Here is a 20,941-nt window from a genome sequence, read left to right on the forward strand (position 1 = left end):
GAGTAGCAAGGTAGAATTAACCAAGTGGCACGGTCATTTACTTAAAGTGACCGTGTCATTTATTGAGTAGAGCCTGGTCATTGAGTGATGATAACTGAAGGCATTCGCGTTCATGAGGTGGAGACACCCAGAAGTGACCGTGCCACGGGGCAGATGGCTGTTCAAATAGACGTTGCCGTGGGCGCATCCGGCCAGTTGATTAATTTAGTAGCATGAAATTTCGCCCCATACTGCTGGCATGGTTCCTTTTGCTGGGCGCAACGCTCAGCATGGGCGGCGGCGCGTGGTGGCTGCTCAATCGCGAGGCCGACCGTGTCGACGCGCTGGCCAATGTCTCGTTGGCCAACAGCGCAGCGTCCGTCGCCGAGAGCGTGGACTTGCTGATGGAGGAAATTCGCGGCGGCGTGATGGACGGCCTGCTGGCGGCGCGTCAATCTCCCCAGCCAAGGAATGGCCTTGCCGAGCTTGTCGCGAATAATCCCTACGTCCAGGTGGGTTTTTACTTTCGCGGCGAGGACGGCGTGACCACCTGGTATGGCGAGCGCGGTGATGCTCCCAGCCCGGCGGAAATCCAGGGCGGAAGCGGCTACCCCTGGAGTATGGATGAGTCCGAGAAAGGGGCCTACCAAGCGCGCGCCCAAGAGTTTAGCCAAATGCTGCGGGATTCCTTTGACGACGGTGCCAACGTAAGCCCCACGCGGCGCCAGGTCATCCCCCAGGCGCCGACCGACGTGATCGAGTCCAACGTCCGGCAGCTCAAGGAGGAGTCTGCTCAGGTGGAGGAGCCCGAGGCGCAGCAGGCGGACTATGCCGGCTACAACAGCAAGTCCGCCGCTCTGAGGCGCCAACGCGAATCCGTTCGTTTTCTTAACGATGAGAACGTTAACGCCGTGCTTTTTCAAAAGCCGGTGGTGATCCCCGCCGTGCCGGAGCGGGGCTTTTCGGGCACGCCAGAGGCCACGGATCAGGCGGAGGAATCGGGCGGCAGGAGCTCGCAAGCCCAGCAATTTGCCGCGCTGCCGGCCGTGGCTGATCGGTCAGCCAATGTAGCCCAAGGCGAATATGGGGATGCAGTCGATGCCGATACCGAGGCGCAGACTCTCGCTATCATGGATAGCTTCCGCTATCAAAAGGATGAGCTGACTCCGGCCGACATTTTTGTGGGGTCCGATCAGGATGCCGCTTACGCGAAGTTGCTCCAAGGCAATGATCAGTCTCAACTGATTGAGCTAGCCCGCCGCCTGCAGTTTTTCACGCCGCAGGCCGCGCGCAGTGGTTGGCTCAGCCGCGATATTGCCGGAGAAAAACAATGGCTGGCCTGGGTCGATTTACCGGGGCAGGAAAACATCCTTGGAGCTTGGTTGAACCGGGAAACGCTGATCGCCGAAATGGCGAAGACGATCAGCATCAGCCAGCAGAGCGATGTGCAGTTTGCCCTCATCGATGACGCCGGTCAGCGCGTGGCGGGCGATAATGGCGAACGCTACATGAGCTCACGCAAGGTCACGCCCGCGCTCACGCTGGATGTCGGAGCCGCGCTCCCGGGCTGGCGGATTGAGGCCTACCCGGCGACCAATGCCAATCCGTTTGGCCGCGGCTTCCGCTTGCTGGGGGGGATGGCGGTGGTTGGGCTGAGTCTGGCGATCCTGCTGGGGGGCAGCCTGCTCATGTGGCAATCCCAGCGCGACGCCCTGGAGGCCCAACGCAAGACGACTTTCGTGGCCAACGTCTCGCACGAACTGAAGACGCCGCTGACGAGCATCCGCCTGTTTGCTGAGATGCTTTATGATGGCCGCGCGGGAGACGAGGCCAAGCGCCTGCGCTACCTGCAAACAATGCTCAACGAAACGCAGCGCCTCACACGGCTCGTCAACAACGTGCTCGACTTCAGCCGACTTGAGCGCGGGCGTCGGGATTTTCAACATGAGTCGGTGGACGTCGGTCGCGCCGTGGAGGACATGCTTGAGATGCAGCGCGACCGTTTGAGCGGGGAGGGGCTCGCGCTGGAGTTTAAGCCGCCGTCGGAGCCAATTCAGGCCGAGGTGGACCGTGACGCGCTGGAGCAGATATTGCTCAACCTGCTGGACAACGCCGCGAAATACGCCAACTCCGGCGAGCGCGCGGTGGTCTCCCTGGCCCGCGAAAATAATGGGTGGCACCTGAGCGTATGTGACTTCGGGCCGGGGATTCCCGCCCGGGAGCGGCAGCAGGTCTTTGAAGCCTTTCACCGCATCGACGACCGGCTGACTGCGGACCGTCCCGGCTGTGGCCTTGGCCTGAGCATTGCCGCGCGCCTCGCCGAGGGGATGGGAGGCCGCCTGCACCTGGCTGAAAACGATCCGCAAGGCTGCTGTTTTTCTTTAATCGTATCTGCGAAAGATTCCGCCCATGTCTGACGAAAAAACCATCCTTGTGGCCGAAGACGACGCCAGCATCCGCCTGGGCTTGGTCGATACGCTGGAGAGCGAGGGCTACGACATTCTGGAGGCCGCCAATGGCGAGGAAGCCGTCGCGCTGTTTCAAGACCACTCGCCGGATCTCGTGCTGCTCGACATCATGATGCCGCGTCTCAGCGGCTACGATGTCTGCCGGGAAATCCGCAAGACCAACGCCGCCGTGCCGGTGCTCATGCTTAGCGCCAAGAGCGAGGAGATCGACAAAGTGCTTGGCCTGGAGCTTGGCGCGGATGACTACATTACCAAGCCTTTCGGCATGCGTGAGCTGTTGGCCCGTGTGGCGGCTGCGATCCGGCGCAGTCGGGTGGTGCCCAAGGTGGAGGAGGCCGAGGCCCCTGCGCGGATTCGTTTTGGCCTGGCCGAACTGGATACTGGCTTGCGTCAGCTTTGGCGGGATGGTGCGGAGACGCCGTTGACCCAGCTGGAGTACAAGCTGCTGATCGCTTTTTACGAGCACCCCGACCGCGCGCTGAGCCGGGATTTCCTGCTTAATGCGGCCTGGGGAATTGATTATCTGGGGACCACGCGCACGCTCGATCAGCACGTTTCCCAACTGCGCCGCAAGATCGAGGCAGACTCGGCCAAGCCGCAGTTTTTACTCACGGTGCATGGCTACGGCTACCGTTATAAACCACAGTCTGAGTAAAATGGTTCTTCGTGCTTGGATTTTATTCCTGCACGGGTAATGTGGCCCCTAAATTGCCTACCAACGACCACCTTGTGAACGCCGCAACCACAGATCGTACCAAGCCTTGCGCCCAGTTTGACCATCTGGTGCTGGCCTCGGCGTCGCCGCGCCGCAGCTTCCTGCTGGAGCAGTTGGGTGTGCGCTTTACGGTCTGCCCGGCCAACGTTGAGGAGCACGAAGAGCCCGACAGCTGCCCGCGCGAAACCGTGCTGCACAATGCGCGGATCAAGGCCGAGCACGTGGCCCGCCAGCACCCGGATCAGCTCGTGCTCGGCAGTGACACCACGGTGGCCCTGGATGACGAAGTCCTCCACAAGCCGGCTACCATGGAAGCCGCTTTCGACATGCTGGCTAAGCTCTCCGGGCGCACGCACACCGTTTACACCGGCGTGTGCCTGCGCGCGATCGATGGTGGCGTCGATGAAGCGCATTTTGTGACTAGCGAGGTGACCTTTCACTCGCTGAACCGCGATGACATTGCCGCGTATTTTCAGGTCGTGAACCCGCTCGACAAAGCCGGTGCCTACGGCATCCAGGAAGGCCGGGAAATGATCATTGCGAACCTCAAGGGATCACTGAACAACGTGATGGGCCTGCCGACTGAATTTTTACGCGAACGACTCGAAGCGCTCCAGCTTTGGTCGCAACTGGAGGCCGTCCGATGAGCGCGCTTCAAGAGCCGCCCAGGAAGCCGCAGCGCAGCGAATGGCCGCGTTGGACCGAGGACAAAGCCGGCGACAAGCAGCGCAAGGTAACGGTGCCCGTCGGCCTGGCCGTGACGGTGCTGATTCACCTGCTGGCCATTGGTCTGTTTCCTTGGAACGAGATCGGCATTATCGAGAAGGAGCGCCCACAGAATCCGCCGCTGGAGGTGGAGTTCCTCCCGCCACCGCCGCAGATGCCGGAGTTTGTCGAGGCCAACCCGATGGCCCCGGAGGAAAAGTCCGACACGGACAAGATTTCGTTCCAGGATCAAGTAGCCGCGCAGGAAGTGCCTGACCCAACGCAGGACAACGACACGCCCGCCGTCGATGGCGAGGAACTGGAGTCGGAAAAAATCGTGAGTGGTGACCTAACCGCCCAGCCCGGCCCATCCGCGCCGGAAATGATGTCGGAACCCGCGCCTGATATGCCCGCTACCCAGCAGCCCGAGGAACAGCAGCAGGAGATGGCGGAGCAACAGGAACCGCAGGAAGAGCAGCCTACCGAGCAGCAGGAGCAGCCGGAAGAGCCAGCGGAGAAAACCGTCGAGGCCGAGGAGCCGCAGTATTTAGACCAGGAAATTGCTGAGACCGAACCGGGAATGGATAAGGCCGAGGCACTCGAAGTCGAGGAGGAACCCACGGCAGAGGAGGGCATTCTCGCCGCGACCGAAACCGGAGAGGCGGAAGTGCAAGTAGAAGAGACGGTCGAGGAAACCGCCCAGCCTGAAAAGGCCGACAACAGCCGCGTGCAAGTTTACATGGAAGAGGTCATGGTCACCGACGCGGCCCAGCAGGCAGCGCCTTCCAGTGAGCCGCGTCCGCAGGCCCGTCCGCGTTTGAACTTTGTGCAGACGACCTCGGGGCCGCTCAAGCGCGAGCAGCGCGCCAGCAACCGTGTCGGCGCTATCGCGGTCGATGCGAAGTTTGATAAGTTTGGTGCTTATTTGCAGCGCATGATTGAGGCCATCGATTTGCAGTGGCAGATTCTGGTGCGCTCGCAGTCGACGATCATGGCTGATCTGGGCTCGCGCGTGGTGGTCCGCTACACGATCAACCAGCAGGGTGAGATCACCAACATGGAGGTGCTCTTTTCCAGCGCCAGCCGATCTGCGACCGCGATTTGCGTGGAGGCCATTCAGTCGCGCGCGCCCTTTGGGATTTGGACCCAGGAGATGGTCCGCACGCTGGGCGAAAGCCAGAACATCACCATCACCTATTACTTCCGATGAGCGACGCAAACGCCACAGATTGGCTGCCCTGGGGGAAGGGGGTGCGGCTTGTTGGTAGCCACCCATGCGGGCTGCTTGCCGTGGAAAAGCCGATTGGCGCGCTGTCGCACCCCAATGAGGATGCACCGGAGGACCGCGAGCGCTCCTTGCTGATCGCCGACTACGACCACGAGCGCGAGTGCTATCATGGCTTTCCCAATGAAAGCGCGCCAAGAGAAGTTTACCTGCTGCACCGACTGGACTCGGCGACATCTGGCGTGATCCTGCTCGCGATCAACCGTGAAGTCGCCGAGGCGATTAAGCTGCGTTTTCAATCCCACGATGTGGAGAAAACTTATCTGGCCGTGGTGAAGGGGCAGGGGCGTCCGGGCATGCACGGCCTGTGGGTTGATTTGCTGGAGAAAGGTCACCGCGGTGGGCGTCGTGGCCCGGTATATGCGGCGGCAGGCAAGGCCTCCCAGGCGCGGACCGCTTATAAGTGGGAGCGTAATGATTCTTACCATTTTGGCATGGCGCTGATGCGGCTGAACCCACAGACGGGGCGTACGCATCAACTGCGCTACCAGTGCATGAAGAACGGCATGCCGATCGTGGGTGACCGTAACTACGGCGACTTTAACTTTAACCGAAAGGTCAAAGCCGCCACGGGCCAGCGTCGGCTCTTTCTGCATGCGTCTAAGATCGAGATTCGTTTCCCCTTTGGTGGCGATGTGGTGCGCTTTACCGCGGAGGCCCCGCTGCCCGAGGAATTTGCCGGACTGCTCGGGGGCAACGAAGAATGGGTCAAGCACCTGACGCGCAAACCAACCCCCGGCGAGATGGCGGAAATGCGCCGCTCAAAGATACGGGATTCGATTCGCGGCGTTCATGCCAAGAAGATGAGCCGCCGCCGCCGTCATTAATTTTATGTTTACTGGAATAGTAGAGGAAACGGGAGTCGTAGTCTCCTTCACCGAAGGCGCTGAGAGCTGGCGCTTGGTCATTCGCGCCGATTTGGTCGTCGACGATTTGGGCATTGGCGACAGCCTGGCTTGCAACGGCTGCTGCCTGACGCTTATTGAGAAAAATGGCCAGGAGCTCACGTTCGACCTGCTCGATGAAACCGTGCGCCTGACTTCGCTGGCGGGACTCAAGCCCGGCTCGCTGATCAACTTGGAGCGTAGCTTGGCGGCCAACGGGCGTTTCGGCGGGCATGTCGTCTCAGGCCATGTCGACGCGACCGGTGAGATCCTCGATTTCGAGCCGCGTGGCAAAAACCACTACCTGCGCGTCTCCGCACCCGAAGCGTTCCGCCAATACCTGGTTTACAAGGGCAGCATCGCCATCGACGGCATGTCGCTCACGGTGGCGGAGGTGCACGACGACAGCTTGGCCGTATGGCTGATCCCGCACACCCTCGAAGTGACGAACTTAAAGGAGCGTGTCGCTGGTGATCGCGTGAATTTGGAGTTCGACCTGCTGGCCAAATACGTGGAGCGCCAGATGGTTTTCCGCCAAGAGGCCCAGTAGCGACTCGGCAAAACAACAGAATTTCGCTATTGCAATTTTTGCCACTAACCATGTGTTAAGATGTTTTTCTCGGATGGAGAAGTGCCAGAGTGGCCGAATGGGACTGACTCGAAATCAGTTGACGCGGCAACGTGTCCGGGGGTTCGAATCCCTCCTTCTCCGCCAATACCAATGATTTATGGATTTTGTTGGTAGTTGAATGTTGGCTTAGTGACAACCTTAGTGCTAGATAGAAGGCATTGCGCGCGACGAATGCCTTGAGCCTGTTGAAGGGCTTGTGCGGGCTTCCATTTGGCTAATGCACTATTGCATGCCCGATGATTGGGAGAGCTTTGATACTGCGATACTCAAGCGTGTGTCGCTACGTTTTTTTGCGCTAGTTTCGCGGGGTAGTAACCATCTGTCAGGGAGCGGTCGTTGAAGGTCCCAATCGCACGCCGAATTACCTAATGGGCATCTTAGGTAGGTGTTAGCACCAACCGCTTATCGGATGGCTCAATGATTGATTAGGCTGGTTGAGTCGCTACTGCAAATCCAGCGCTAGGGATCTCGATCATCTGTATCGCAGCACTATTGTCGAGCGTTGCATGCCCCACGATATCCCCCTTGCAATCGTGGACTTGCAAGGTCTGCGTCGTGTTGCAGCCGTTGTATTCAATGTAGAGAGCGGGCTGACTGGTTGCGTTTACGAGGGTCAGATTGCGGCTCGCGGTGGACGCCGATATCTCAGCAATGTGTTTGTCCTGATAGATTGCGACCAGGTGCTCTTGCTCGTTCTCGATGTGGACTGAAGGATAGAGGTTGAGCGGCTGTGTGGGATTTAAATTTCCATGCATGAGCAGCTCTTTACGCTGTCGCCAAAATTGTAAGAAAGTCGCGAGCATTTGCTCGTGATCTGCGGGAATCGCGCCTTTTTTGACCGAGATTTGCGGGACAGAAAATAGCGTTGCCCAGAGCTGCATCGCGGCGCGCTCGACGGACTCATTTGGGTTCCACATGACCATGTCTGAATGGACTGCAGTATTGCCGGAGAGCAGGCGGAGATCGATGGTGCGCGTGAGGTTACTCAGGGCATCATTCGGGCAGTCATGGGCGCGGAAGATGTTGCCATACTTGCGCATGGCCGGGCCGATGTATGCTTGGCGAAATTCAATCAGGATCTCTGGCTTGAGTTCGCGTAGTTGACTCATGATCGCGGTGAACAACCGGTCGGCGGCGGCGGGCACGGAGACCATGTCGGCTGTTTCGTCGTCGGCTGTCACTGGTTTTTCCGCGGTAAAGCGGTCGACGAAATCAAGCTTTAGTCCATCGATGTTCCAGTCTTCCACGGCACTGCGATAGCAGTCGATAATCATTTGGCGAACCGATGCGAAGCGGGGGTCCAGGCAGGCTGCGGAGCCGACCGGTTCCTTGAGGAGCGTCTTGTTTTGGTAGGATGCCCAAACCTGACTCTTCGGGCCGATGAATGGAACCGAGAACCAGACGAGATACTGCATGCCTAGTTCGCGAACGTTAGCGACGTGACCGCGGAAGTCCGGAAACTTACTTTGGGCAATTTCCCAATCGCCACAAAATGCATAGCCCTTGTTGTTGTCTTCGGTTTGCCAGCCATCGTCGAGGATGACTGTTTTACAGCCCAGTTCGTTGGACCATTGGCAATTCGCTTCGACTTCCGCCGCACTTAGTTTTTGATGGAAGCTATACCACGTGGAGTAAACGGGCTCGTAGGCTGACTCCGGAACGGGGGCCGGCTTATAGGGCGGCATGGCGCTCCACCATTGGCCTATGGCGGCGATGGCTTGATGGTAGGGGGTTGGTCGTTCGTCGACCCGAATGGTGATCTCGTAAGAATCAATTTCCGGCCATTCGGAATCGAAGAGAACGATACGACAGTTGATCGATGAGTCTTCCTCTTCAACCTGGGTGCGAATGCCAATCGGGTTGATCGCATCGGAGAGTGCGAAGGTGTGACGATTGTCACCTTGTGCAGAGAAAAATGCGACTACGGGTGCGCCAAGGGTTGCATACGTTTTGATGGTGGTGACCCAGTTGGCGGTGAGAGATCGGTCGGCACCAATCGTCGGGTGCCACTTGCCGGCGACGTCAAGGATCGGCACGAACCAGTCGATTTGAATTGGCGGAGGTTTGATTGTTTGCCCGAAATCGATCCGGATGTGGTAGTCGAAAAGATTGGGCTCGATCTCTTCCGCAGTGACAGTAGCCGTGAAAGCGGATTGGTTATCGACGGCGCGAATGGAGTCTTGCTTGATTCGATCAGGCGAGGTTGCGACGAGAGTTTGGCTCATGGATGAGAAAATGAGTGTAAATGAAGTCGGGCTTTCAGTATTTACTCGGGGGCACTTTCATTGAGCGGATAGACGGACAGCCTTTCGTATTGGGCCCAGTGTGTGTGGTCCATTTGGCGGAGCCCAATCCAGCCTTCGTGATTCCAAATTGGGCCGTTGCTAGTGCCGTCGTCGATGTGTTCAAGCGCGGGTTGGCCATCGACATAATAGCGGATGATGCCGCTCTTTTTGTAAATGCCCACGCGGTGAAAGTTGTCGGTTTGATCGTTGGAAATTGGATCGCTGCCGCTACCGAGTAATGCGAAGCCTTTGTTCTTTCTGAGGTTCGATGCATGGCGATCTCCGCTCCAGTAGGACAGGTGGTAGCCGTTTAAGTCTCCGCTGTGATATTGTTTAAAGGTTCCATCGCGTGTGGCGAGTTGTGGGTCGTCAATCGCTTCACCGTGGATACCTCTTGTGCTGAAAAACACAATCGCGAGCCCCTGCTGTTTGTTCTTCGGTTTAAAGTCAAACTCCAGATAGAAATCCTCGGGGATTGGTTTCTTTAACCAAGCGACCAAGTGATTGCCTTTCGCGGGTTTCGTATTTTTGCCAACGCTTTTTAAGACTAATTTGCCCTCCTCGATGAGCATGGACTGGCCACCCTCAAGTGACCAATCCTGTAACGTATTACTGGAGTCGAACTCCGTGGCATAAACTGGGTTTTCCCAGTCGATGCCTTCGAGGTGGTTGGACGGGCTGGTCGCCTGACCATGAGCGGCGGTCCCTGCCATGATGATCGCGGCGGCAATGAGAATCTTCAGCATGCCCATTGTGGCTACTTATGGCGATTGCGGCGACGCAGCATCGCCAGGCCGAGCATCAGGCTGCCTGCGGTCATCGCATAGTGCGAGGGCTCGGGGACGACGGAAATGACGTCACCCAGCGTAGTGCCAAAACGAATTTCATCGTAGGCGGTGCTGATCTCGCCAGTGTTGTCGTAGTTGTTGGCACCGGAATTAAAGTCGACTGAGAATTCAGCCGTTGCAATGCGCAGGGACTGGCTAGTGCTTAGGGTGATAGTGCTGCCGTTGCTGTTGGCTGTGGAGATGAGGGCATAGGTGTCGAGGTCAGCCTCTAGGCCACCGTTAGCCTGCCAGCTGTCGTATGATGTTTCGTCAAACACCCACATGTTGGCGTCGCCGCCATCAACCATGCCGACGTTGGTGTAACGACTGATAAAGAGGTAAGTCTGGCCGATGTTGATGGAGCTGCTGCCGCTAATAAATCCGCCGGTTGCGGAGTACGCCGCGCCGACTCTCTGGTCGTTCTGATTAGCACGCTTCAGTTGGGCCGACATGTAGCCGGAACCGTTGCCGGTGATGCTGCTGGTGTCCTGAACACGCAGATCAGAGAGGCCCGAGTTGGATGGGTCGTTGCCTAGTGTGGCGTTGGCGAGGGCGTTGGCATCGACCCGCGCGAGCATCGACTGATACACTGTGCCAGTTGCCGTGGTGTCGAACGGTGCATGAGAGTAAACATACTCTTTCGTCTGCAGAATCGTCGGTGACACGCTTTGATATAACGATCCTCCGTTGGTGAGGATGTTACTGAAGTTTAGGCTCGTTGTTTTGTAAGTGGAGGCTTGCACATTGCCGTTGCCGGATGTTCCGGTGGAGGTCGAGTAGGAGCCACTCAGGCCAACTGCTCCGCCACCTACGGAGACGCCATCGATATCCATGCTGGTGCCCCCATAGTTAAAGCCCTCGTAGACTAGTAGGTCAGCGTTGGCGGAAGTAAGGCCCAGTAGGGCAGACGTGAGTAAGGCTGTGGAGTATTTTTGAAGGGTAGTGTTCATGGTTGTGTGGGTTTGGGATAGGCAGCTAAGCCCATGACGATTTGAGGTTGTTTGCAGATACCAGTCTGCTGTGTCTGCGGTATTTAGTAAGTTTTTTATGAATACTCAAATTGGCTAAGTCAATAAGTTTTTAAACGTTCTTTCTGACGATGAAATGGAATTGCGTTTTATGGTTTGAGGCTCCCTTGCTATGCAAATAAGAAGCGCAAATGCCCCTTACTTAGCTTTTTGAGAAAGGGAAATTGTTTCTCTTACATGCCAGTCTAGTTGCAAAGATTAAGATTTATGATCGAAAATTCGATTGACATAGTCAATCTGGTTGTTCTTAGTTTTCTCATGCTCGACTGCGCTTACCCCGAAGATGGCAGTGCTTTTTCATTAATGGGTCTGCCAATGAAATCATACCCTCAAATTTTCATTAGTAGCTTGGAGTCAAGGACTGCAAGATGAGCTCAGTGGAACAGAGGCCAGACGTTCTTTTTAGCTTTGCTGATGGTGATGGTGCCTGTCCGCAAAGGGTAGTGATTACACTTTGCAGCGCAAAGCTAACATCCGGTAACCCCATTGTATTGATGTTTCGTTTCCTCATCTCTTCTCGTTGTTGAGATACTAATAAACGGTGCAGGCGTAGTCTGTGCTAAACTCCCACCCCTAATCCCCATGGAAAAATACCCACTCCGTCATCTGATGGCGGTGATATGCACTCTATCTTCTCCGCTGGTTTGTCCGGCGTTAAATATGTTGGACAACCCCGGCTTTGAGTCCGGGTTGTCGTCTTGGTCAGGCATTAGCTCTGAATCTACAGACGCTTACGAAGGCAGTTTGGCCGGTTGCATCAACCAGAATACCTGGTGGCGTCTCGCGAGCCAGGCTGTTGAATGTGATCCTGGACAAATTGTTAATTTCGGTGGCTACCTGAAGACTGAAAGCATCGTGTCAGGATCAGCCGGCATACGCTTGAAGTTTCTGGATGCCAGTGATCAGACAATCGAAACTTGGCATGCCGGCTCTTTGTCCGGCGATACGGGCTACAGTCTTTTGCAGGAGAATGTCGTCGCTCCGGCGGGAACGGATACTGCCAAGCTCGAACTCTATGTCGGTAAGAGCACCTCAACATTGGGCTACGCGTACTACGATAGTTTGTTCGTGGACGTGTTCTCGCACAAAGATATTTTGTTAAACACAAATGGCGGATTTGAAGAGGGCTATGATGATTGGACAAAGGGTCATGCAAACCTGGTGACCGGCAGTGATGCCTATAGCGGAGTTAATGCTTCCAGCCTTCTACATGGAACCTTCTGGAAGCAGTCCTGGTATGAATTTTCCTGCGATCCGGGTAAGGAGTATGCAATTTCCTTTGCTGCGGCGACTGTGGACGTGACATCCACAGCGAGCTATCAGATGCGCTACTACGATAACAATGGTGACTGGATTGCGACGGATGGTTTGCTGAGCCTTGATGGCACGAATGACTACGCGCTTTACTATGCTGATGGGGTTGTCCCACCCGCTGGTGCCGTGACGGCTCGTTTCTTGTTTGCCGCGTCGAAACCCGGAAGTGGGATGTCTTACTTGGATGATTTGGTGATCAGTACTGACGCGGATGGCCTCAGTGCTTCGCCTGGTTTTATCGACCAAGATTTGGTGAACGTGATACCCGATCCCGGGATGGAAGGAACGCTGTCGGAGTGGCCGGGCAATGTAACTGCTGATACAACAGAAATCGTTGCGGGAACGCAGTCGGCTCGCTTTACCGGGCATTCATTCTTTAAGGCTTACGCGCATGACTTGATCCCGGCTACGGAAGGCAAATATTACTCGATGTCGGCTAATGTGAAAATTGAAAATGTGGCCATTGCTCCATCGTTGATCTTTCGCTTCGTCGCTGCCGACGGCACGACGGTTCTCGATAAGTCGCCCAGCATTATTGGCATTGAGGGCACGGCACCGTTTCGCGAATATAACGGCAGCTATGTTCTTGCACCAGCGGGTACTGCTTACATTGAGCCAGTACTGTCTTTCCCGAAGCTCAATCCAGGTGCCTTGCTTTGGCTCGACGAGGTCTACATCAACGAGTCGCAAAATTTGCCGGTGCGGCTGGTGCCTACCTATGAGTCGCTTAGCGTTTATGTTAGCCGTGACGCTCAGTTGAGTGGTGAAGTTGCTCACATCTTTTATCGTGAGTCCGGTGAGAGCATCTGGAACGAGGCCTACGAGCCGATTTATGACCCGGAGCGTGGAGAATATCGTGGCAGCATTGTAGGGCTATATGAAGACACGGACTACGAAGTGCAAGTTGTGCTCGAGTCTGGTGGCACCGCTATTGAAGAGGCAGGCGCAGCTATTAGCACCTGGTCTTCGACGCCGGTCATTGCGCAGACGCTCTCGGTTGCGAGTTTGTATTCCGGTGGTCAGCTGTTGATTGAGGATATGCATGGTGCCCCGGATGGCTGGATAAAAATCACCGGTACTGGCGCGAATGATATTGATGGCGGTTATGCGAATGACGTGGCCTTGTTGGTATTAAACAGCAGCTACCTGCTATTTGAAAATATCGAGATCGAAGGCGGCAGGTTGCATGCCGTGCAGGTAAATATGTCTGACCAGATTCGCCTCGTGAACTGCGAGATGTCCGGCTGGGCGCGCTCTCCCAATTATACGGATGGCAAATACTCCTACGAGACGCAGGCCGATCTGAATGCTGACAAGCCGATTAACAAAGATGCCGCGGTACATCTCTACGGAAGCCAGCGCGTTACCATCGACCGGTGCTACATGCACGATCCGCGGCTGGGTGCTAACAATTGGGAGGGGAGTAATCACCCAGCCGGGCCAACGGCACTTTATGTTCAGAATTCAACGCCTGGTAACGGCGATCATTTACGTGGCAATTTTGTTGTTCGTTACAATGACATGGTCGGTAGCGATGAGCTGCGCTGGAATGACGCGATCGAAGGCGAGAACAATAACAGTAAGTTCGGCTCAGTGGCCCGCGATTCCGATATCTATGGTAACATGCTGGCGTTCGGAAATGACGACGGAATCGAACTCGACGGCGGGCAAATGAATGTTCGCTTCTTCGGTAACCGCATCGAGAGCTGTTTCGTCGGCCTGAGCTTGGCACCTTGCGTGGTGGGGCCGTCCTATGTGTATCGGAACCTACTTTTCAACTCGGGGGATGATCGCGGCGCTCGTTTTGCGGTAGTTAAGCTTGGTGGTGGCAGCACCTATTCAACTGGCAAAAGCTTCTTCTTTCACAACACGATTTACTCTTATGGTAACGGCATTACCGGGGTCGGTTTTGGTAATGACGCCAACCGAAGCATGTTTCTCGGGCGCACGCGCAACAACCTGATTCACTCGCTTTCAGACACGACTCATTGGGGGCGCACGATTGCGGATTCAGAGCAGAACCCGTGGAACGATTTTGACTACGACAATCTTTCCAACGCCGGCTTAAGCAGTGCGATCGTGGAGTATGCGTCTGGGCAGGAAGCCAATGGCATACTCGACGACAGTCCGGTATTTATAAATGCCGCCGTGGGTGATTTTCGCCTGGATGCCAGCTCTTCGGGCGTAGATGACGGCGTTGCCTTGTTCAACTTTGCAGATCAATATCAGGCTGGCGCTCCCGACCAGGGTGCCTACGAGCAGGGGCAAAGTTCGCTGTTTCCCATGCGTCCTATGGATGTCTCGGCGGACAAATACTCCCTTGAGCTTACGGCTGTAGCTGGTGGTAGTTCCACGCCGGTTAACGTTACATTAACGACGGGTGCCATTGGCTCGTCGATTGGCTACACGGTGCGCATGAATGATACGGTTGATTGGCTCAACGTTAGTCCAAGTAGCGGCGTGCTAAATTCTTCCAGCACGCAGGTCCTGGCATTTTCAGTAGATGCCTCTGGTCTCAGCACTGGTGATGTAATGAAGGCTGCCGCATTGATTAAGTTCGACAACGGCTTGTCGGTTCCGGTCACCGTGAAAGCGACCATACAGTAGGTCTTTTTAAGCCATGATCGGGGTTGCGGCCGTCTCTGGTCGCAGCCCTTTTTTATTTGGTAAAGAGTGCAGGCGGGGGCGACTAAACTGGCTTAGTTCGGGCTGTACTCGCCATTGACCTTTATGATCGTTCTCGCGGCCGACGCTAGTTCGTCCAAGCCGCTTTTTATATCAAGGTCTTCCTCGATTATTCGCTGTAGGCCTTTCAAAACGAAAGCGCCGGGAAATGGTGGCTGGAGATTGAAGTCCGTGGAAATCTTACTGATCTCGGCAGCGAACAGGGAATCCCGTGGGTCGTCCAAGTTTAAAGATTTGAACGCGGAACTCCTTCGGATTGGAATGTTGTGCTTTTGTTGGCCGATGAAATCCTGAACCTCTTCGGACAGCATTGCCTTAACGTATTGTTTCGCCAAGTCGGGTGATGCGCAGGATTTACGCACGCAAATCAAATCCGTCGCTTGTGCAGTTGAGTCCACCCCTCCATCAAATAGCGGTAGCGGTGCGGTATCCCAGTCGTCATGTCCAGCCCGAAGGATGAAGTCCATAAAGTGCCTGCCGCCGAGATACATGGCTGCGCCGCCATTCATGAATGCCATGTGGTAGGTGGCGTCTGGGGAGTGGACTCTTTCTACTCGAGCGCCCAGATCACGAAACAGTTCCAAACCGCGCAAGACTTCAGGGCTATCCAGGGTAACGGGGTCTTCCTCGCCTGGTGCAAAGAGCCGGCCCCCCGCGCGCAGTATGAAAACCATAAGTAAATACTGGGCGGCGCTCCAGTTGATGAGTCCGCTTTTGGGCAGCACTTTCTTTAGTGCCTCAACGCTATTGATGAAGTCGTCCCATTTCCAGCCTGCGCTTGGCAAAGGGATACCGGCCTTTTTGAACATGGAAGGCCGGTAGAAAATGACGCGTGGAGAAAAGGCGAATGGAATGCCGACCATCCGTTGGTTGACTTCAAAGGGGCGAAAGGGCTTCTCGAAAAACACACTGCGATCAGGGTAGCATTCTTCAAAGATTGGAGAGAGGTCCATGTAGCTGTCAAACTCGGTTAGCACATGGCTGGTGGTCCGCAGCTCAAGCATTCCCCGCCGAAACGCAAAGGTGCTTCTCAACCCGGGGATGTAGCCCTCGATCATTGAAAGCAGGTCTGGGATCCATGGAAAAAACTCTACGGGATTATAAACGCAGATGTTTTCCGCGAGTACCCTCATATGCCAATTTTCTTGCACAAAGGTGCCCTTGCGCGAGTGGGAATAGAGCACGCCATCCTGGCACAGGGATTCGACGGCTTGCTGCACTTTCAGGAAGGAAACTCCAAGTTGCTCAGCGATTTCTCGAGCGGCAGCAATCCGTTCGCCGGAATGAATTTCTCGGTTCTCGAGCATATTTAAGATATGATCGCGGACAACCTGCACCTTATTTTTAGCCATGGAAAATACCTCTACATCAAAGACATAGGGCATGACAAGGATTTTGGCTGAGTCAAATGCATCAGCAACTGAGGAAGCGTAAAGCCAGGTGGCAATAGTCTCTAGATTATCGAAATGATTTATTGACTAAGTCAGAGCGATGCCGATAATGATTTGCATAATAGCAGTCAGCTTCATACTGAAAACCCCTCGCTGTTGACCATGCCCCGGACCCCAAAAGTAAGTAAAAGTAAATCTGGTTTCGCACTGGTGATCGCATTATCGCTCATGGCGTTCATGTTTATGCTCGCTTTGGCCATTGCGACGATGGCGCGAATTGAGCTGACTACAACCACGCTGGACAATGCCCAAACTGAAGCTCGTGCAAATGCCCGGCTCGCGCTACAAGTGGCCATAGGTGAGTTGCAGAAAGCCGCTGGTCCGGATCAACGAATCACTGCCACTGCAGATATCTTTTCGGATCAGGCAACCGGCATCCAATCGCCTTACTGGCTTGGTGTGTGGGATAGTGATATTGAGGACTGGGAAACTTTGGATGCGGACCAACGCCTTGCTCAAGCAACGTGGCTGGTGAGCGGCCAGAATAATCCTCGGGTCAACAATCAGTTGGATCCGAAGTTTAATTTGGACGCGGTCCCGGCGAAAGAAAAAGTAACTTTAGTGCATCACTCAGGCAGTCCTACTCCGGATGAAGTCGTTGTCTTGAAGGATGAAATAGATGGTGGGGCAGGGCGCTACGGGTACTGGGTTGCTGATGAAAGCCAGAAGGCGCGAGTTGATATGGTGGATGAATATCACGATGCGAGTGATCATTTTGAAAAGACGATGTCATCGCAAGGTGTCAATCGATCGGGTATAGAATACCTTGAGTTCTTGGAGAATTACCCGGCCAACCAAGAGCGGGCTAAAAACTTCGCTGATCTTTCATTGGCAGTGGTCACTTCGCAAAGTGACGAGCAGCAGATGAGTCAGCGTTTAATTGACGAGCATTTTCATGCGCTTACCCCTTGGTCGACTGGGCTGCTTGTGGACGTCAAACATGGCGGACTCAAGCGCGACTTGACGCAAGCCTTTGAGTATCGGCATATTTTCGATGAGCACTTTGTTCCCTTTGATGAAACGGACACAAGAAATGAAGATGCTGATGGCGAGCCGGTAAGTCCGGTCGAATATGTAGAGAACCTTTACTTCATCGAGGACTCGGCTCTCACAGCCAATGGCTTGAATAATCCAAGTATCACGACCAGCGGCCCCAACTGGAGTATCTTGCGCTCATACTATCGCCAGTATATTCCTGGTTCGAGAAGCCCTAAGTTTCATTACAACAAGGAGGAGCGGACGGGGATTGAGTCTAACCTCCTATACTCGATGGACATCGCCGAATACAATGAGCTGCAGGCCGACGTTCCGCCCTACTTGCAGGGGCTCTTTGATCTGGAGAATTCAAACTCGAACACTAACACCACCAACTATCGCAAATACACCGGCTGGTATCATTACCATCCCGACTATTCTTCTCGTCCGGGGCCTGCTGGTAAGCCCTATCAGACGGTTCCCAGTGATTTAGGCACCGAAGGCAATGGCGCGACCAAGCTCATCAGTCCCGTGTCGGACAACTATCAGTTGCAAAGCTGGCTCGGCCCGATCATTTCCCGTTTGCAGCTTAGCTTTGGACTGCAGGAAGGCAAATATGGCCTGGAGTTAGTTGTTAAGCCGGTGATGGCGCTTTATAATCCATACAATACGGACATCACCATTGAGGGTAACCTTTCTGCGATAGGTTGGAATTTGAACCCGATCATCACTATTGATGTGGATGGTCGCGAGTTAACTGAGCCGGTTTCTTTTGGGCTGCGCGAAGTCATGCCAACCAACAACCAAGGGCGTCTATCCTACCGAATATATAGTGAAGATGATGCCGAAGGTAAATATGTGACGATCAAGGCGGGAGAGACGCGCTACTTTGGGCCGAACGTAATGCATCCCGATTACGATGATCGTCGCTCGGGTGCTGGCCCGGACTCTGGAGTCTATCTAATGTGGGCCGACCTGGATGCGGATGGTAACATCGTCGTGGACCAGAATGGCCAAGTTGATGTTTCGCAAAACCAGGACCAAGTCCGCATGACCAACTATGAGCCGGGCGGTGGCGGATTCATTGCTCCGCTTGAGTTGTCTTACTACAGAAATCAAAATAAGAGTGCGAGTCACCGGCCAAGGATCAATGGCGTTACGCAGCTCGAGCGATACTTTGACGGCAACTATGGTGTCAAGCCCACGCAGAAAAGGGACTGGAACTTTACCCCGGAAGAGTGGAATGATTTAAAAAAGCTCACTGAATCAGTGACCGAAACTGACGCGGAAGGCAACGTAACGACCACTCCCAGAGGCTTTAATTTTGAAATAGCATTAGAGACAGATTTCGGTTCCGGTTACAGTCTGAGTTATGCCGGTTCGGTGGACCTGATGGCGATCAACAAGATGTTCGCTGATGTTGATTCCGCGCAAACACTAGTCGGAGTGAATCGGTATTTTTCATCGCTTGCGGATGCCACTAACCAAGACCAAATCCTGTCGGTAGGATTTTGGCTGAAGACGACAACGGAGAATAAGGAGCCTTGGCGAAATTTAATCGATTCTAACATTCGGGCCATTGCCGCCAATAGCGAGTGGGATGGCTTCGATCTGGATAATGGCTACAAGATACTGAGCACTTATGCGACCGAGGATGCTCAAGGCGGTCACGGCGTTTTGAGTAATTCTGCTGCGGAAATACAACTCAATGACTTGGATCGCGCCGACGGTTTTTGGGGCAATAGCATTGGGGCTCAGGGGCAGACTCGTGTCATCCTTTTTGACCGACCTCGCACACCACTGCTTTCCCTTGGAAATCTGCAACACGCGAATCTTGGGCGGTATAACTTTGACCCAACCTACATGGCGGGAAACTCTTACGCGAATGTCCGCATCCCGTTGGATCAAACCTCGACAGAAGAGCATCAGGCCTGGGTTTATTACAATGATGAGAATCAGTTGAAGGACTATGAGTCATTCAAAATTTTCGACACTTCTTATCTGATTAATGAAAAGCTATGGGATCGATATTTTTTCTCGGGCTTAACGGCTGACGTGGATGAAGACGATTTGGAAGCATTTAAGCGCGGTCAGCCGATGGCGGCAAATCAGCGTTATCGCTACATTGAAAGCAATCGTGAATTAACGGCAGCGGTCATGGATGAACGAGCTACGGATGACACGTTGTTCCAGAGTTTGGCTGCAAACTTGGAAGTCATTGGAGCCTTTAATGTAAACTCAACCTCCGTCAAAGCGTGGAAAGCCGTGTTGGCCGGAATGTCTCAAAGCGAGCTCCCTTATTTCGATGGCGATCTCGGAAACTTGGGGGAGGCGATTAGCATTTCCCGGTTCACCTGGCCTTACCGTGGCTATGTAAATTTGGCCGATGGAAGTGGAGCGGAAAACTTCTGGAATGGCGTTCGGGAAATTGACGAAGTGGAGTTGGACAACCTGGCTCAAGCGATCGTAAATCAAGTGAAGTTGCGTGGCCCGTTTTTATCCCTCAGTGATTTTGTGAACCGCTCGCTTGCCAATGACGAAACGGGAAAGTCGGGTCCTTTACAGGCTGCTTTGGATGATGCGATTCTTGGGTTGAACACGCAGGCGAAGCTTAACCCTTTTTCAGATGAGGCGGCCGATAGCATTTCTGGCGACGGTTTTTACGACGTCTTTCCGGAAACGAATATGCAGGCTGCAGGTTTCCCTGGTTATGTGCTGCAAGGGGACCTTCTGCAAAGGCTCGGCCCCACGATCACGGTTCGTGGTGACACTTTTCTCGTCCGTACTTACGGCGAATGTGTCGACCCAATCACCGGCGAAACGCAGGCTGAAGCCTGGTGTGAGGCCGTCGTGCAGCGAACCGTTACTCCGGTTGACCCCGATCCCAATAATGTGGAGTCGGAAACTATTTACCCAAGCAGCCCCTTCGGCCGCCAATTCGAATTGGTCAGTTTCCGCTGGCTAAAGGAAAATGAAATTTAAATGACGTCCAAACCCGACATCTTTTTCCGACTCAGCCTTTGGCTGGCGATCCTTTGCGGTTTCGTGCGTGTGGACGCACAGCAAAACGGTGAGCCCACCAAAGTTACCTTTAATACGCTTGCCTGGGATAGTGCCATTAAGGGCTTGTACTTTTTGGATGGTGAGAAGCGCGTAAATGTCAATATACCGAATGGTGCGCCTTCAAGCACCTACGAAGCTCCTTCGGACACGCCGCTGATCTTTTATCGAGACACAGGCCAAGTTGACAAAGATGGTAATCCGATTGGGGCGGCGCTTGGCTCTGTGGATCTTTCGAGTGCGACTAAGCCGCTATTGCTGATCTTTTTCGAGCAACCCAAGGCGGGGTCTACTTTTCGTATTGTGCCAATCGTCAATGAAGCACGAGAGAATACGAGCGAGATCTACCAGCTTCATAATATCTCAAGTCACGATATCATTGCTAAGTTTAATGATCAGAACATAACGCTGAAAACGAATAAGCCACTGACTATTCCTGCGCCGACTGTTGATAAGCCCAGCTTTGGTGTCATGATGGCAATTCAAATGGACGCGAAGAATTCGGGTGATTGGCAAATGGTTTACAAGGCTTTCTGGCCATATCGAAAGGGGCGTAGCAGTCTGGTCTTTATTTCTGACCAAGAGGGACAGAAAGATCAGATTAATGTAAGGCGGTTTTACGTGCCGACACAGGAGATTTAATCACGCT

At 54.3% G+C, this 20,941-nt stretch carries 13 protein-coding genes and 1 tRNA gene; 10 read left to right on the forward strand and 4 right to left on the reverse strand.

Annotation, left to right across the window (positions count from 1 at the left end):
* Positions 1 to 212 precede the first annotated feature (212 nt).
* From O3S85_RS02155 to O3S85_RS02185, 7 genes are all read left to right on the forward strand, one after another.
* Positions 213 to 2,396, forward strand: coding sequence for a sensor histidine kinase (locus tag O3S85_RS02155; protein ID WP_269537488.1), 2,184 nt, complete (start codon positions 213 to 215; stop codon positions 2,394 to 2,396).
* On the forward strand, positions 2,389 to 3,102 hold the full coding sequence (locus O3S85_RS02160) for a response regulator transcription factor (protein WP_269537490.1): 714 nt from the start codon (positions 2,389 to 2,391) through the stop codon (positions 3,100 to 3,102). The genes O3S85_RS02155 and O3S85_RS02160 overlap by 8 nt, the downstream gene beginning before the upstream one ends.
* Before the next feature lie 74 nt (positions 3,103 to 3,176).
* A complete protein-coding gene (locus tag O3S85_RS02165; RefSeq protein ID WP_269537491.1) occupies positions 3,177 to 3,809 on the forward strand; it encodes a Maf family protein in 633 nt (210 codons plus the stop codon).
* Entirely contained in the window at positions 3,806 to 5,077 is a 1,272-nt protein-coding gene (locus tag O3S85_RS02170; RefSeq protein WP_269537493.1) for a hypothetical protein, read from the forward strand. Before O3S85_RS02165 ends, O3S85_RS02170 begins: the two co-directional genes overlap by 4 nt.
* Positions 5,074 to 5,979, forward strand: coding sequence for an RluA family pseudouridine synthase (locus tag O3S85_RS02175; protein WP_269537495.1), 906 nt, complete (start codon positions 5,074 to 5,076; stop codon positions 5,977 to 5,979). Before O3S85_RS02170 ends, O3S85_RS02175 begins: the two co-directional genes overlap by 4 nt.
* 4 nt (positions 5,980 to 5,983) lie before the next feature.
* A complete protein-coding gene (locus O3S85_RS02180) occupies positions 5,984 to 6,586 on the forward strand; it encodes a riboflavin synthase (protein ID WP_269537497.1) in 603 nt (200 codons plus the stop codon).
* A 75-nt stretch (positions 6,587 to 6,661) separates the two neighbouring features.
* Positions 6,662 to 6,751, forward strand: a tRNA-Ser gene (locus O3S85_RS02185).
* Between the two features lie 341 nt (positions 6,752 to 7,092).
* Here O3S85_RS02185 and O3S85_RS02190 read toward each other — a convergent pair.
* From O3S85_RS02190 to O3S85_RS02200, 3 genes are read right to left on the reverse strand one after another with little or no spacing between them, the layout of a single operon-like run.
* Positions 7,093 to 8,892, reverse strand: a complete 1,800-nt coding sequence (locus O3S85_RS02190; protein ID WP_269537499.1) for a glycoside hydrolase family 36 protein — start codon at positions 8,890 to 8,892, stop codon at positions 7,093 to 7,095.
* Positions 8,893 to 8,933: 41 nt separating this feature from the next.
* On the reverse strand, positions 8,934 to 9,698 hold the full coding sequence (locus tag O3S85_RS02195; RefSeq protein ID WP_269537500.1) for a DUF1961 family protein: 765 nt from the start codon (positions 9,696 to 9,698) through the stop codon (positions 8,934 to 8,936).
* An 11-nt stretch (positions 9,699 to 9,709) separates the two neighbouring features.
* A complete protein-coding gene (locus O3S85_RS02200) occupies positions 9,710 to 10,729 on the reverse strand; it encodes a PEP-CTERM sorting domain-containing protein (RefSeq protein ID WP_269537501.1) in 1,020 nt (339 codons plus the stop codon).
* Between the two features lie 660 nt (positions 10,730 to 11,389).
* On the opposite strand from O3S85_RS02200, the gene O3S85_RS02205 reads away from it, so the two are divergent.
* Positions 11,390 to 14,728, forward strand: a complete 3,339-nt coding sequence (locus O3S85_RS02205; RefSeq protein ID WP_269537504.1) for a BACON domain-containing protein — start codon at positions 11,390 to 11,392, stop codon at positions 14,726 to 14,728.
* A 92-nt stretch (positions 14,729 to 14,820) separates the two neighbouring features.
* Here the strand turns inward: O3S85_RS02205 and O3S85_RS02210 are convergent, their stop codons facing one another.
* A complete protein-coding gene (locus O3S85_RS02210; RefSeq protein WP_269537507.1) occupies positions 14,821 to 16,191 on the reverse strand; it encodes an extracellular solute-binding protein in 1,371 nt (456 codons plus the stop codon).
* A gap of 168 nt (positions 16,192 to 16,359) precedes the next feature.
* Here O3S85_RS02210 and O3S85_RS02215 point away from each other — a divergent pair, with 168 nt between their 5' ends.
* Both O3S85_RS02215 and O3S85_RS02220 read left to right on the forward strand, forming a co-directional pair.
* A complete protein-coding gene (locus O3S85_RS02215) occupies positions 16,360 to 20,214 on the forward strand; it encodes a hypothetical protein (protein ID WP_269537510.1) in 3,855 nt (1,284 codons plus the stop codon).
* Positions 20,215 to 20,934 (forward strand): hypothetical protein, encoded by a 720-nt coding sequence (locus tag O3S85_RS02220; RefSeq protein ID WP_269537513.1) that lies wholly within the window; start codon positions 20,215 to 20,217, stop codon positions 20,932 to 20,934.
* The last annotated feature ends 7 nt before the right edge of the window (positions 20,935 to 20,941 follow it).

This window comes from Cerasicoccus sp. TK19100, assembly GCF_027257155.1.
GTDB lineage: Bacteria > Verrucomicrobiota > Verrucomicrobiia > Opitutales > Cerasicoccaceae > Cerasicoccus > Cerasicoccus fimbriatus.